The sequence below is a fragment of the Isoptericola aurantiacus genome, from assembly GCF_044769875.1.
In the GTDB taxonomy this organism is placed as follows: Bacteria; Actinomycetota; Actinomycetes; order Actinomycetales; family Cellulomonadaceae; genus Isoptericola; species Isoptericola aurantiacus.
Genome location: NZ_JBJBAE010000006.1, coordinates 117,158 through 129,637 on the forward strand (window position 1 = coordinate 117,158; position 12,480 = coordinate 129,637).

Annotated in this window: 13 protein-coding genes and 1 tRNA gene; all 14 read left to right on the plus strand. The window is 72.4% G+C overall.

Features of this window, described 5'->3' with window-relative positions:
• The first annotated feature begins 254 nt into the window (after nt 1–254).
• Nucleotides 255–563, plus strand: coding sequence for a 50S ribosomal protein L21 (gene rplU, locus ACIQLL_RS15700; protein WP_402469479.1), 309 nt, complete (start codon nt 255–257; stop codon nt 561–563).
• A 65-nt stretch (nt 564–628) separates the two neighbouring features.
• Complete coding sequence (rpmA, locus tag ACIQLL_RS15705; RefSeq protein WP_402469109.1) at nt 629–880, plus strand: 50S ribosomal protein L27; 252 nt, start codon at nt 629–631, stop codon at nt 878–880.
• Nucleotides 881–995: 115 nt separating this feature from the next.
• Entirely contained in the window at nt 996–2,519 is a 1,524-nt protein-coding gene (obgE, locus tag ACIQLL_RS15710) for a GTPase ObgE (RefSeq protein ID WP_402469112.1), read from the plus strand.
• Between the two features lie 25 nt (nt 2,520–2,544).
• Nucleotides 2,545–3,681 (plus strand): glutamate 5-kinase, encoded by a 1,137-nt coding sequence (proB, locus tag ACIQLL_RS15715; RefSeq protein ID WP_402469114.1) that lies wholly within the window; start codon nt 2,545–2,547, stop codon nt 3,679–3,681.
• Nucleotides 3,682–3,709: 28 nt separating this feature from the next.
• The gene (locus tag ACIQLL_RS15720; RefSeq protein WP_402469116.1) at nt 3,710–5,038 is read left to right on the plus strand and encodes a glutamate-5-semialdehyde dehydrogenase; all 1,329 of its coding nucleotides are present in this window, start codon (nt 3,710–3,712) and stop codon (nt 5,036–5,038) included.
• A gap of 67 nt (nt 5,039–5,105) precedes the next feature.
• Nucleotides 5,106–5,255: a hypothetical protein gene (locus tag ACIQLL_RS15725; RefSeq protein WP_402469119.1), complete on the plus strand. Its 150-nt coding sequence runs from the start codon at nt 5,106–5,108 to the stop codon at nt 5,253–5,255.
• 16 nt (nt 5,256–5,271) lie between these two features.
• Entirely contained in the window at nt 5,272–5,877 is a 606-nt protein-coding gene (gene nadD / locus ACIQLL_RS15730) for a nicotinate-nucleotide adenylyltransferase (RefSeq protein WP_402469122.1), read from the plus strand.
• Nucleotides 5,870–7,060 (plus strand): hypothetical protein, encoded by a 1,191-nt coding sequence (locus ACIQLL_RS15735; protein WP_402469125.1) that lies wholly within the window; start codon nt 5,870–5,872, stop codon nt 7,058–7,060. Before nadD ends, ACIQLL_RS15735 begins: the two co-directional genes overlap by 8 nt.
• On the plus strand, nt 7,057–7,500 hold the full coding sequence (gene rsfS / locus ACIQLL_RS15740; RefSeq protein ID WP_402469127.1) for a ribosome silencing factor: 444 nt from the start codon (nt 7,057–7,059) through the stop codon (nt 7,498–7,500). Before ACIQLL_RS15735 ends, rsfS begins: the two co-directional genes overlap by 4 nt.
• A gap of 7 nt (nt 7,501–7,507) precedes the next feature.
• The gene (locus tag ACIQLL_RS15745; RefSeq protein ID WP_402469130.1) at nt 7,508–8,194 is read left to right on the plus strand and encodes a histidine phosphatase family protein; all 687 of its coding nucleotides are present in this window, start codon (nt 7,508–7,510) and stop codon (nt 8,192–8,194) included.
• A gap of 78 nt (nt 8,195–8,272) precedes the next feature.
• Nucleotides 8,273–8,345 (plus strand) — tRNA-Ala (locus ACIQLL_RS15750).
• Between the two features lie 250 nt (nt 8,346–8,595).
• A complete protein-coding gene (locus ACIQLL_RS15755; RefSeq protein WP_402469132.1) occupies nt 8,596–9,840 on the plus strand; it encodes an aspartate aminotransferase family protein in 1,245 nt (414 codons plus the stop codon).
• Between the two features lie 16 nt (nt 9,841–9,856).
• Nucleotides 9,857–11,080, plus strand: coding sequence for an ectoine hydrolase (gene doeA, locus ACIQLL_RS15760; RefSeq protein ID WP_402469135.1), 1,224 nt, complete (start codon nt 9,857–9,859; stop codon nt 11,078–11,080).
• A gap of 11 nt (nt 11,081–11,091) precedes the next feature.
• The gene (locus tag ACIQLL_RS15765) at nt 11,092–12,474 is read left to right on the plus strand and encodes an aldehyde dehydrogenase family protein (RefSeq protein ID WP_402469138.1); all 1,383 of its coding nucleotides are present in this window, start codon (nt 11,092–11,094) and stop codon (nt 12,472–12,474) included.
• The last annotated feature ends 6 nt before the right edge of the window (nt 12,475–12,480 follow it).

Genomic DNA, 12,480 nt, shown 5'->3' on the forward strand with positions numbered 1-12,480 from the left:
CGTCGTCGTCCACCGCCGCGCGACCCGCGACCAGGAGGCGCGCGACGTGCGCCACCTCACGTCGCGCAGCCCCTGGTCGTGGTTGCCCGGCAGGCCGTGCGTCGCGTATTCTGTTGCGTCGGCGCGCCTTCAGTGCGCCTGTCCCGTGTGCCCTCGGCGCACCGCACTCGACCGCTGCGGCGGGACGAGTTCCAGATCAAGCCGGTGACGGACGTCGGGTGAGCACGCCAAGACCAGGAGAGATGAGCATCAGCATGGTGTACGCGATCGTCAAGGCCGGTGGCCGTCAGGAAAAGGTGTCCGTGGGCGACATCGTCGTCATGGACCGCATCCAGAGCGCGGCCGGCGACACCGTCGAGCTGCCCGCGATCCTGCTCGTGGACGGGGAGAAGGTGACCACCGACGCCGGCAAGCTCGCGAAGGTCAAGGTCACCGCCGAGGTCGTCCGTGACGCCAAGGGTCCGAAGATCTCGATCCAGAAGTACAAGAACAAGACCGGTTACAAGAAGCGCCAGGGTCACCGCCAGCAGCTGACCCGCCTGAAGGTCACCGGCATCAAGTGACTCCCGGCGGGTTCGCCCGCCCGGTCCCCACACTCTTCGTACTCCCAGAAAGCAGGACTGAGACCATGGCACACAAGAAGGGCGCGAGCTCCTCGCGCAACGGTCGCGACTCGAACGCCAAGTCCCTCGGCGTCAAGCGCTACGGCGGCCAGGTCGTCGGCGCGGGCGAGATCATCGTCCGCCAGCGCGGCACCCACTTCCACCCGGGCGAGAACGTCGGCCGCGGTGGCGACGACACGCTGTTCGCCCTGACGGCCGGCGAGGTCGCCTTCGGCACGCGTCGTGGCCGCAAGGTCGTCGACATCGTCACCGTCTGACGATCGCCTGAACGCTGCGCCCGGCGCAGCACGCTTTTCCCACGAGGGGCGCACCGGATCGGGTGCGCCCCTCGTGCGCGTCACCCCGTCGTCCGTCCCGAGAGGATCCCACCCCATGGCCAGCTTCGTCGATCGAGTGGTGCTGCACGCCACGGGCGGTGACGGCGGGCACGGCGTCGCCTCCGTGCACCGGGAGAAGTTCAAGCCGCTCGGCGGGCCCGACGGCGGCAACGGCGGTGACGGCGGCAGCGTCCTGCTGCGGGTCGACGCCCAGACGACCACGCTGCTCGAGTACCACCACTCGCCGCACCGCAAGGCGCCGCGGGGCGGCCAGGGCATGGGTGACGACCGGGACGGGGCCAAGGGTGACGACCTCGTCCTGCGGGTCCCGGACGGCACCGTGGTCAAGGACCGAGACGGGAACGTGCTGATCGACCTGGTCGGCGACGGCGCCGAGTTCGTCGTGGCCGAGGGCGGCCGCGGCGGGCTGGGCAACCGTGCGCTCGCCTCCCCGCGGCGCAAGGCCCCGGGGTTCGCCCTGCTGGGGGAGCCGGGCGAGGAGCGCGACGTCGTCCTGGAGCTGAAGTCGATCGCCGACGTGGCGCTCGTGGGCTTCCCCAGCGCGGGCAAGTCCTCGCTCATCGCCGCGGTCTCGGCGGCACGGCCGAAGATCGCCGACTACCCGTTCACCACGCTGGTGCCGAACCTCGGCGTCGTGCAGGCCGGCGACGTGCGCTACACGATCGCGGACGTCCCGGGCCTCATCCCGGGGGCCAGCGAGGGCAAGGGGCTGGGGCTCGAGTTCCTGCGCCACATCGAGCGCACCGCGGTCGTCGTGCACGTCCTCGACTGCGCCACGCTGGAGCCGGGTCGTGACCCGGTCAGCGACCTCGAGCAGCTCGAGGCCGAGCTCGCCGCCTACGCGGGCGACCTGGGCATCTCCGGCGGCCGTGTCCCGATCACGGAACGTCCGCAGCTCGTGGTCCTCAACAAGATCGACGTGCCGGAGGCCCGGGAGCTGGCCGACTTCGTCCGTCCGGACCTCGAGGCCCGCGGGCTGCGGGTCTTCGAGGTCTCGACCGCCTCGCACGAGGGCCTGCGTCCCCTGACCTTCGCCCTGGCCGAGCTGGTGGAGCAGGCGCGGGCCGCCGCGCCGCCGGCCGAGCCCGCGCGGGTCGTCCTGCGCCCGCGTGCGGTGGACGACGCCGGGTTCACGGTGACCCGGCGCACCGACGGCACGACCGGCCACGTCTACTACCTCGTCGAGGGCCGCAAGCCCCAGCGCTGGGTGCGTCAGACGGACTTCAACAACGACGAGGCCGTCGGCTACCTCGCGGACCGGCTGGCCAAGCTCGGCGTCGAGGACCGACTGTTCAAGGCGGGCGCCGTCGCGGGTGACGAGGTGCGCATCGGCACCGAGCGCGACGCCGTCGTCTTCGACTGGGAGCCGACGCTCAGCGCGGGGGCCGAGCTGCTGGGGTCCCGCGGCAGCGACCTGCGCCTGGAGGAGGAGTCCCGGCCGACGCGAGCGCGCAAGCGCCAGGAGTTCACCGAGCGCATGGACGCCAAGCAGGCGGCGCGCGACGAGCTGCGGGCCGAGCGCGAGGCCGGCCACTGGGCGGACCCCGACGACGACTGACGCGACGAGCAGGGATGATGGCACCGTGAACGCCACCTCCCGCTCCGCGCTGCCCGCCGCGCACCGCGTGGTCGTCAAGATCGGCTCGTCGTCCCTGACGCGGCCGGACGGCCACCTGGACCTCGAGTCGCTGCGAGGGCTCGTCGACGTGCTCGCGGCCCGCCGCGCCGCGGGCGGTGAGCTGGTGCTCGTGACCTCCGGGGCGATCGCCGCCGGCATCGGGCCGGCGGGCCTGAGCGCCCGACCCCGCGACCTGGCCACCATGCAGGCCTGCGCGATGCTCGGGCAGGGTGAGCTGGTCGCGCGGTACAGCGAGGCGTTCGCGGCGCACGGGATCCGGGTGGGCCAGGCGCTCCTCACCGCCGAGGACACGGTGCGTCGGGTGCGCTACCGCAACGCCCAGCGCTCGCTGGAGAAGCTGCTCGCGCTCGGGGTGGTGCCCGTGGTCAACGAGAACGACGCGGTGACCATCGACGAGCTGCGCTTCGGCGACAACGACCGCCTCGCCGCCCTGGTCTCCCACCTCGTGCGTGCCGACGCGATGATCCTGCTCACCGACGTCGACGGTCTGCACGACGCCCCGCCGAGCCGCCCGGGCGCCCGACGCATCGCGCAGGTGGACGACCTCGCGGAGGTCGCCGGCGTCGAGGTGACGGCGCGCGGCAGCAACGTCGGGACCGGGGGGATGGTGACCAAGCTCGAGTCCGTGCGGATCGCCACCGAGGCGGGCGTGCCGGTCGTCCTCACGGCCGCGTCGAACGTCGCCGCCGCGCTCGCCGGCGACGACGTGGGCACGTTCTTCGCGGCGGGCGGCAAGCGGACGACGGCGCGGCGTCTGTGGATCGCCCACGCCGCGCGTGCGGCCGGGCGGCTGCACCTGGACGACGGCGCGGCGCGAGCCGTGCTCGGGGGTCGCGCGTCGCTGCTGCCGGCCGGGATCACCCGGGTCGAGGGCCGGTTCGACGCCGGTGATCCCGTCGAGCTGGTCGCTCCCGACGGGACGGTGGTGGCGCGGGGGCTCGTGGCCTACGACGCCGCCGAGCTGCCTCCGCTGCTCGGGCGGTCCACCTACGAGCTGCGCGACGACCTCGGCGCCGGGTACGACCGGGAGGTGGTGCACCGCGACGACCTGGTGCTCGAGGGGCGGACCGGCCTGTCCTGACCGGGGCCGGGCGTCGTAGTCTCGGGACATGACCACGACGTTCGAGACCGCACCCACGACGCCCGGCCCCGCCTCGCGTCCGCAGCCGGACGCCGACGTCGCCGCGGCGGTCCACGACGTCGCCCGGCGCGCCCAGGTCGCGTGCCGCGTGCTGGCCACGGCCACGCGCGCGACGAAGGACGCCACCCTGCACGCGCTCGCGGACGCCCTCGTGGCGGCCGACGCCGAGATCGTCGCCGCGAACGCCGAGGACCTGGAGCGCGGTCGCGGCTCCGGGATGAGCGAGGGGCTGCTCGACCGGCTGGCCCTGACCCCGGAGCGGGTCGCCGCCATCGCCGACGCCCTGCGCGCGCTCGCCGGCCTGCCCGACCCGGTGGGGGAGGTCGTGCGCGGCCAGACGCTCCCCAACGGGCTGCGGGTCCGGCAGCTGCGCGTCCCCATGGGCGTGGTCGGCATGATCTACGAGGCGCGGCCCAACGTGACCGTCGACGCCGCGGGCCTGGCGCTGAAGTCCGGCAACGCCGTCGTGCTGCGGGGCGGCAGCGCCGCGGCGTCCTCCAACACCGTGATCGTGGAGGTGCTGCGGCGTGCGCTGGAGTCCGTCGGGCTGCCCGCGGACCTGGTGCAGTCCATCGACCGGCACGGACGCTCCGGGGCGGTGGCGCTGATGCAGGCGCGCGGGCTGGTGGACCTCCTGGTCCCGCGGGGCGGTGCCGACCTGATCCGCACCGTCGTCGACCAGTCGACCGTGCCGGTGATCGAGACCGGCACCGGCAACGTGCACGTCTACGTCGACGCCACGGCGGACGTGGCCACCGCCGTCGAGATCGTCATGAACGCCAAGACGCAGCGGGTCGGCGTGTGCAACGCGGCCGAGACGCTGCTGGTCCACCGCGACGCGGCGGACCGGTTCCTCCCGGCTGCGCTGGCCGCCCTCGGTGGCGCCGGCGTCGTGCTGCACGGGGACGAACGCGCCACGGCGCTGGCTCCGGAGAGCGTCGAGGTGCTGCCGGCGACGGACCACGACTGGGCCACCGAGTACCTGGCCGCCGAGCTGGCCGTGCGGGTCGTGGACTCCCTGGACGAGGCGATCGAGCACATCCGCACCTGGACCTCGGGCCACACCGAGGCGATCGTCACCCGCGACCTGGCGTCCTCGGAGCGGTTCGTGGCCGAGATCGACTCGGCAGCGGTGATGGTCAACGCCTCGACCCGTTTCACCGACGGTGGTGAGCTCGGGATGGGTGCGGAGATCGGCATCTCCACCCAGAAGCTGCACGCCCGCGGGCCGATGGGTCTGGCCGAGCTGACGACCACCAAGTGGGTCGTGCACGGAGACGGCCACGTGCGGCCGTGACATCCCGTGGCGGCCTCGTGAGAGACTGTCCAGCGACCCGCACCGCCCGAGAACCCGAGGAGCCCCAGTGCTGCACCCCGTCGTCCTGGCCGCCGAGGAGGCTGCCGAGCACGCCTTCGCGATCCCGCCCGTCGTTCTCGGAGTGGTGGCCTTCGGTGGCTTCGTCGCCGCGCTGCTGGCGACGTACGCCTTCCGCAACGCCGGCAACAAGCACTGACGACGTCCGTCCTGACGTGAGCGAGCAGCGTCGTCCCCGGCTCGGGGTGATGGGCGGGACGTTCGACCCCATCCACCACGGACACCTGGTGGCGGCGAGCGAGGCGGCGGCACTCCTCGATCTCGACGAGGTCGTCTTCGTGCCGACCGGCAAGCCGACGTTCAAGCAGGGGTCGGACGTCTCGCCCGCCGAGCACCGCTATCTGATGACGGTGGTCGCCACCGCGTCGAACCCCCGGTTCACGGTGAGCCGCGTGGACATCGACCGGCCGGGCCTGACCTACACGGTGGACACGCTGCGCGACCTGCGCGCCGCCCGCCCGGGGGCCGACCTGTTCTTCATCACGGGGGCGGACGCGATCGAGCAGATCCTCACGTGGAAGGACGCCACCGACCTGTGGGACATGGCGCACTTCGTGGCGGTCACCCGCCCGGGCCACGCGTTGACCGTCGACGGGCTGCCTCCCGAGGGTGTGACGACCCTCGAGGTTCCGGCGTTGGCGATCTCCTCCACGGACTGCCGCCGGCGCGCCGGTGCGGGTCAGCCCGTCTGGTACCTGGTGCCGGACGGCGTCGTTCAGTACATCGCCAAGTACGGTCTGTATCGAGGTCTCGATGAGTGACAACAGGTCCCGACCCATGACGCGTCGGGAGATCCGCGAACGTGAGCAGGCGGCCGCGGCCGCTGCGGCACAGCAGAGTGCGACGTCGGCCGCTTCCGCGCCGGTGCCCGGTGCCGGGCCGTCGGCCTTCGGGAGCCGCGCCCCGGGCGCCACGTCGGCACCCACGACGCCGCCGGCCCAGCAGCCGCCGGCCCCTCGCCCCGCGACGAGCCCGCCGTCCCGGCGTTCCCTGCGGGAGCAGTCGAGCGCGGCGTCGGCCCCCGCGGCGCCGGCGGTCCCCACGATCCGCACGCCGAACACGTCCGGAGGAGTGCGGGGCGTGGACGAGACCGGCCGGCTCACGCCGGTCCAGCGCCCCGGAGCGGACGAGCCCCGGACGGGGAGCCCGGCGCCCGCGTCGTCGCGTGGCTCGGCGTTCCCGGCGGGAGACGCCGGACGTGGCCAGGGCACCGCGGGGCCGCCCCAGCGCCGGGCGGCCACCCGTGCCTCGTCGGGGGCCTCGGCCTTCGGGCAGCCGTCCGCCGAACGGCCGTCGGGCCAGGCTCCCGGCCCGGCGCCGAGCCCCTCGCAGAGCTCCGAGCCGAGCCGCATCTCGTCGGAGAGCTCGTCGCCGTTCGACGGCGGGGCGGCGAGCCGCCGTCGGTCCGCCTTCGCCTCGCCGACCGCGGCGTCCGGCACCACCTCGGCCCCCACGGCCGGGGCTCCCAGGTCCCACCCGTTCCCCGGTGCGTCCGCGGAAGCGGCACCGGCGACGGCGCGGAGCGCTCCGTCCCCGGCCTGGCCGAGCCCGACGCCGGCGTCCGCTCCGGCCGAACCTGCCCGCAGCACGACCGCCCCGCCGTCGTTCCCGTGGGGCGGTCCGAGCGCGGGTGGCGAGTCGCCGGCGGCGCCGACCGAGGCCCCCGCACCGGGCGCCGGTGCTGCCGCGTCCCCGTTCGGCGCGGTGATGGGCGGGCCCACCGCGGGTTCGGTCGCGCCGGAGGACGACGAGGACGACGACGACGACTGGGAGGAGTCGGAGCCCTCCTACACCTGGTTGCACTACATCATCCTGCTCGTCGTCGCCTTCGTCCTGGGTGTGCTGCTGTGGAACCTGGTGCTCAAGGGGCCGGACGTGACCGACTTCGGCACCGAGGACGCCTCGGGAACGGTCTCCACGCTCGCGGTCGGGAGTCTCGGATGACGGCCACCGATCGCGCCGTCGAGCTCGCCGTCGTGGCCGCGCGCGCTGCCTCGGACCGGAAGGCGCAGGAGATCATCGCCCTCGACGTCAGCGAGCAGCTGGTGCTGACCGATGTATTCCTCATCGCCTCGGGGACGAACGAGCGGCAGGTGACGGCGGTGGTCGACGCCGTCGAGGAGGCCATGTTCGCCGCGGGCGCCACGGCGATCCGCCGGGAGGGCAAGGCCGAGGGACGCTGGGTGCTGCTCGACTTCGGTGACGTCGTGGTGCACGTCCAGCACGCCGAGGACCGGGTGTACTACGCCCTGGAGCGGTTGTGGAAGGACTGTCCTGCGATCGAGCTGCCCGAGGACGCCCGTGGCGGCGACGGCGCGGCGGCCGAGGCGGAGTTCGGCGGCGGCCGGGGTGACGCCGCGATCCGGCTGGACCCGAGGCTGTGAGGCGCGCATGACGGCAGGGACCGTCGTCCTGCTGCGGCACGGCCGCACCGCCTACAACGCGACCCTGCGTCTGCAGGGTCAGATCGACATCCCGCTCGACGAGGTGGGGCGCTGGCAGGCCGCCCAGGGCGCAGCAGCCCTGGTGACCTCGCACCGCGCGGCGCGGATCGTCTCGTCGGACCTGGAGCGCGCTGTCGACACGGCCGCTGCCTACGCGGAGCTCGTCGACCTCGACGTGCTCACCGACCCCCGTCTGCGGGAGAGGTCCTTCGGCGACTGGGAGGGGCTCACCTCCGAGGAGATCGCCGAGCGGTGGCCCGCCGAGCACGCCGAGTGGCGTCGTGGCGGGGAGCCGCTCGGCGTCGGCGCCGAGACGAAGGCGGACGTGTCCCGGCGTACCGGCGAGGCGGTGGCGGAGCACGCCGCGACGCTCGGGCGTGACGAGTGTCTCGTGGTGGTCTCGCACGGCGCGGCCGTCTCGTTGGCCATCACCGGGCTGCTCGGCCTCGACGCCTCGACGTGGCGCGGGATCTCCGGGATGCACAACGTCCACTGGTCCCACCTGCACCGATCCGCTGCCGGGGCGGTGCCGGGATGGCGTCTGGTGGCGCACAACGTGGGTGCCGGCTACCCGCTGGACCGGTGGCAGGCGGGCCCCCACGCCGATTTGGAACCTGAGCCCAAGTCTGCCTAAGATATCTCCGTTCCCGAGGGCGCAAGCCGGTCCATAACGGACGGGAACACGCGAGCCAGGCGTCGTCGTCAGGTTCACGGGGCTGTGGCGCAGCTGGTAGCGCATCTGCATGGCATGCAGAGGGTCAGGGGTTCGAGTCCCCTCAGCTCCACCCCTCACGAAGGCCGTTCTCTCCACGCGAGAGAGCGGCCTTCGTGCTTTTCGACTCTCGGGCCTCGACGCCGGAGCCCCCTCTTGCCGTGCCGGCCACACCGGAGGGGTCGACGCAGCGGCCCGCGGAGCCCCGCGATCGGGCGCGCGAACGGCCGCCCACCAGCGGTGACGGCCAGGACACGAATTCTTAACCTCGCGCGGCCGACGTTCCTCTTGACAGCCCCTGCGGCGCCGCGTAGAAGTAGGTGATGGAGGCGTTCGAGAAGTGGGAATCCGAGATCCGTGGCTACAGCAGGACCTTTCCGACGGTTTTTGCTTCAGCATCAAATGCGCGTCAGGTCGATGAGTCGGGCAAGAGTTTCATCGATTTCTTCGGCGGCGCCGGAGTGCTGAACTTCGGTCACAACAATTCCCGTATGAAGCGGGCGATGATCGAATTCCTCGAGGCCGACGGCGTCGCGCACAGCCTGGACATGGCGACGACGACCAAGCGCGACTTCATCGAGAAGTTCGCCGAGACCGTCCTGGTCCCGCGCGGCATGTCGATGCGCATGCAGTTCATGGGCCCGACGGGGACCAACGCCGTGGAGGCGGCGCTGAAGCTGGCGCGCAAGGTGACCGGCCGGCGCGACGTGGTGGCCTTCACCAACGGGTTCCACGGGATGACGCTCGGCTCCCTGGCGCTCACCGCGAACGAGTACTTCCGCGCGGCGGCCGGGGTGGCGCTGGACAACGTGGTGCGGCTCCCGTTCGAGACGGCGCCGGGCGGCGGTGTGCAGCAGCTCGCCGACTTCCGGGCGCAGCTCGCGGACTCCTCGAGCGGGTTCGCGCCGCCGGCGGCGTTCGTCGTCGAGGTCGTGCAGGCCGAGGGCGGCGTCAACGTGGCGACCGCGGAGTGGCTGCGCGAGGTGCAGCAGCTCGCCCACGACGTGGGCGCCCTGTTCGTGGTCGACGAGATCCAGGTCGGCTGCGGGCGGACCGGCAGCTACTTCAGCTTCGACGGGATGGGACTCGACCCGGACATCGTCTGCCTGGCGAAGGGCATCGGCGGTTACGGGACCCCGTTGGCGATGAACCTCGCCAAGCCCGAGCACGACGCGCACTGGTCGCCCGGCGAGCACACCGGGACGTTCCGGGGCCAGGGCTTGTCCTTCGTGGCCGGCCGGGAGGCCCTGACCTACTTCGACGACGACGTCCTGATGAACCAGGTCCACGCGCACACCGAGGTGATGGTGGCCGCGCTGACGGGGCTGGCCGACGAGCTCGACGCGGGCTTCGACGTCCGCGGTCGCGGGATGATCCAGGCCCTGGACGTCGGAGACGGCGCGCTGGCGAAGGCGATCGCGAAGAGGTGCTTCGACGACGGCCTGCTGATCGGACCGTGCGGCACCGGCGGGCGCGTGCTGAAGCTGATCCCCCCGCTGACCATCGACGACGACGACCTGACCGAGGGTCTGCAGATCCTCTCCACCGCCGTGCGCAGCACGATCTGACCTCCAGGAGGCCCGCATGAAGCAGCGCGACGACATGACCTTCCCCTTCGAGGAGTACCAGCGCCGCCTGGACGGGCTACGGGCACGCATGGCGGACCGGTTGCTGGACGCCGTGGTGATCTCCGACCCGGAGAACCTGATGTACCTGACCGACTATCAGACGTCGGGGTACTCGTTCTTCCAGGCACTCGTCGTCCCGCTGACGGACGAACCGTTCATGATCACCCGTGCGATGGAGGAGTCGAACGTCTACGCTCGGACGTGGGTGGAGGTGACCCGGCCCTATCCGGACACCGGTGACGCCATCCAGAGCCTCGTGCAGTCCTTGCGTGAATTCGGCCTGCACACCAAGGATGTCGGGTACGAGCGGAACAGCTACTACTTTCCGGCCTATCACCAGGACTACATCCACACGTCGTTCAGCGAGGGGCGTCTGCTCGACTGTTTCGGCATCGTCGAGGAAGGGCGGATCCGTAAGTCCGCCGCCGAGATCGAGATCATGTCGAAGGCGGCGCACGCCACGGAGGCCGGGATGCGCGCCGGCCTCGAGGTCTGCGCCGCGGGCGTCAGCGAGAACGAGATCGCTGCCGAGATCAGCGCCGCGATGTTCCGGGCCGGGGGCGAGTTCCCGGCGGTGATGCCCTACGTCACCTCGGGTCCGCGCACCATGATCGGGCACGCCACCTGGGAGGGGCGCGTCGTCCAGCCGGGCGAGCACGTGTTCCTCGAGGTGGGGGGCTGCTTCCGCCGCTACCACACGGCGATGATGCGCACGGTGGTGCTGGACGAGCTGTCGCCGTCGATGCATGCGGCGCAGGAGCGGATGAAGCTGGCGCTGGCGGAGGTGAAGGCGGCGATCCGCCCGGGGCTGACGGTCTCCGACGCGGACAACATCGTGCGCAGCATCATCACGGACAACGGGGTGGGTGCCCGGCTGGTGACCCGGTCGGGGTACTCCATCGGCATCGCCTTCCCGCCGAGCTGGGACGAGGGGTACATCGCCAGCCTCAACCAGGGCAACCCGACGATCCTGCGCGAGGGCATGACGTTCCACATCATCCCGTGGATGTGGGGGGTCGACGGCGACAAGACGGTGGGTATCTCCGACACGGTCCACGTGACCGAGCGGGGCTGCGAGTCCTTCTTCACCATGGAGGAGGACTTCACCTGCAAGCCCGAGCATGCCGCGGTGCAGCAGTCCGACGGCGCCACCCCGATCCGTCCCGACGTCGTCGCCTGAGAGGAGCACCGATGCTGACCGTGATCGACCCCACCACCGGCCGAGTCGTCCGGGAGGTGGAACCGGCCGGAGCCGAGCGGATCGAGTCGACCCTCGCCGCCGCCGAGGCGTCTCGTGCTGCGTGGCACGATCTCGGCCTCGAGGGCCGCGCCGCCGTGCTCCGCGCCGTCGCCGCCCGCCTGCGGGAGCGGACGGACGAGCTGGCGCCCCTCATGACCGAGGAGATGGGCAAGCCGATCGGCGAGGCCCACGGCGAGGTGGCCAAGGCCGCGTGGTGCCTGGAGCACTACGCGGACCACGGCGCCGAGTATCTCGCGGACGAGGTGATCGCCTCGGACGCGACCCGGAGCTACGTCCAGCACCTGCCGCTGGGGACGGTGCTGGGTGTGCTGCCCTGGAACGCCCCGTTCTGGTTGGCCTCGCGGTTCGCCGCACCCGCCCTCATGGCGGGCAACACGTGCGTGATGAAGCACGACCCGCACGTCCCGGGCTGCGCGGCGGCGATCGAGGAGGTCTTCACCACCGAGCTCGCCCGGGCGGGACTGCCCGAGGGGATCTTCTCGAACCTGCCGCTGGAGACCCCGCAGGTCGCCGACGTGATCCGCGACCGGCGCATCGACGCCGTCTCGTTCACCGGGTCCGCGCGCGGGGGCGCCGCGGTGGCGAGCATCGCGGCGGGGGAGATCAAGCCGACGGTGCTCGAGCTGGGTGGGTCCGACCCCTGCCTGGTGCTGGCCGACTCGGACCTGGACGCCGCGGCGGACACCATCACGCTCTCGCGGATCATCAACGCCGGCCAGTCGTGCATCGCCGCCAAGCGGATCATCGTCGAGGAGTCGGTGTACGACGCCCTGGTGGACCGGCTGCGCGTCCGCCTGGAGAAGCTGACCGTGGGGGACCCGAGCTCTCCGAGCACGGACGTGGGGCCGATCGCCCGTGCGGACCTGCGCGAGGAGCTGCACCGCCAGGTCACCGAGACGGTCGACGCGGGTGCTCGCCTGCTGCTCGGCGGGGAGCTGCCCGAGGGCGACGGGTTCTTCTACCCGGTCACGATGCTCTGCGACGTCACCGAGGACATGACGGCCTGCCGTGAGGAGACGTTCGGCCCGGTCATGGTGGTCACGCCCGTGGCGGACGCCGACGCGGCGGTCGCGATGGCCAACCGCACCGACTTCGGCCTCGCGGCCGCCGTGTGGTCGACGCCGGAGCGGGGCGAGGCGCTGGCGCGCCGGATCGTCGCCGGGCAGGTGGCGGTCAACGGCATCGTCAAGACGGACCCGCGGCTGCCGAGCGGCGGCGTCAAGCGGTCGGGATACGGCCGCGAGCTGGGCCCGCACGGCATCCGTGAGTTCGTCAACGCGCAGCAGGTGTGGGTCGGCCCCAAGCAGGACTGAGCGGAC

What these genes read in the sequence shown, in the direction of transcription:
- doeA (WP_402469135.1), top strand. Translation starts at nt 9,857, where the DNA reads ATGAAGCAGCGCGACGACATGACCTTCCCCTTCGAGGAGTACCAGCGC.
- rplU (WP_402469479.1), top strand. Translation starts at nt 255, where the DNA reads ATGGTGTACGCGATCGTCAAGGCCGGTGGCCGTCAGGAAAAGGTGTCC.
- obgE (WP_402469112.1), top strand. Translation starts at nt 996, where the DNA reads ATGGCCAGCTTCGTCGATCGAGTGGTGCTGCACGCCACGGGCGGTGAC.
- rpmA (WP_402469109.1), top strand. Translation starts at nt 629, where the DNA reads ATGGCACACAAGAAGGGCGCGAGCTCCTCGCGCAACGGTCGCGACTCG.
- ACIQLL_RS15755 (WP_402469132.1), top strand. Translation starts at nt 8,596, where the DNA reads ATGGAGGCGTTCGAGAAGTGGGAATCCGAGATCCGTGGCTACAGCAGG.
- rsfS (WP_402469127.1), top strand. Translation starts at nt 7,057, where the DNA reads ATGACGGCCACCGATCGCGCCGTCGAGCTCGCCGTCGTGGCCGCGCGC.
- ACIQLL_RS15745 (WP_402469130.1), top strand. Translation starts at nt 7,508, where the DNA reads ATGACGGCAGGGACCGTCGTCCTGCTGCGGCACGGCCGCACCGCCTAC.
- ACIQLL_RS15720 (WP_402469116.1), top strand. Translation starts at nt 3,710, where the DNA reads ATGACCACGACGTTCGAGACCGCACCCACGACGCCCGGCCCCGCCTCG.
- ACIQLL_RS15735 (WP_402469125.1), top strand. Translation starts at nt 5,870, where the DNA reads ATGAGTGACAACAGGTCCCGACCCATGACGCGTCGGGAGATCCGCGAA.
- ACIQLL_RS15765 (WP_402469138.1), top strand. Translation starts at nt 11,092, where the DNA reads ATGCTGACCGTGATCGACCCCACCACCGGCCGAGTCGTCCGGGAGGTG.